This window comes from Eikenella sp. HMSC061C02, assembly GCF_001809035.1.
In the GTDB taxonomy this organism is placed as follows: Bacteria; Pseudomonadota; Gammaproteobacteria; order Burkholderiales; family Neisseriaceae; genus Eikenella; species Eikenella corrodens.
Window position 1 is genome coordinate 1 of the sequence record NZ_KV795576.1, and the last position, 594, is coordinate 594.

A 594-nucleotide genomic window follows, 5' to 3' on the forward strand; every position below is an offset into this window, starting at 1 on the left:
TTGCCGATTTAAACGGCAAATTGAGTGCGGCCTACACCCTAAAAGTGAGCACCGATACCCGTACCGGAACTAAGGTGGTGGGCGGTATTTCGCTGCTGGCGGACGGGACTAGCGGGCAGTCTGAGGTAGTGATTCAGGCCGACAAGCTGGTGCTGTGGAACAACAAGAAGCTGCCGATGTTCACGGTAACCGGCGACAAAACCTACTTCAACGGGGATTTGATTGCCGATGGCTCGATTTTGGGGCGGCACATCAAGGCCAACCAGACCATCGAAGCACCGGACATCCGGGGTGGTACGCTGAATATGGCGGATGGCCGCTTCATCGTGACCAAGGAGCACGGGGCGCAACTGCGTTCCGACCCCAACAGCAAGGTGGGCACTCAGGTGGATTATCGCGGCCTGATTGTGCGTAACGAGAAAGGCCATGTCATGGTGCGGGTAGGTAAGCTCACCAATTGGGGTGATGATTGATAGGAGAGCAGAATGGCCGAAGAATACGGCATTCAGATGTATGACAACGACGGCAATGTGCTGGATACCAACTTGGATTCGGCGTTGGTGGTCGAAGGAACCATTATTCTGGGTAACGACC

General features: G+C 55.1%; 1 protein-coding gene. It reads left to right on the forward strand.

Going from position 1 to position 594, the window contains the following annotated elements; translation table 11 throughout:
• The coding region (locus HMPREF2541_RS10885; protein ID WP_141744243.1) for a phage tail tip fiber protein at positions 1-473 on the forward strand (473 nt) is incomplete at its 5' end.
• Positions 474-594 lie beyond the last annotated feature (121 nt).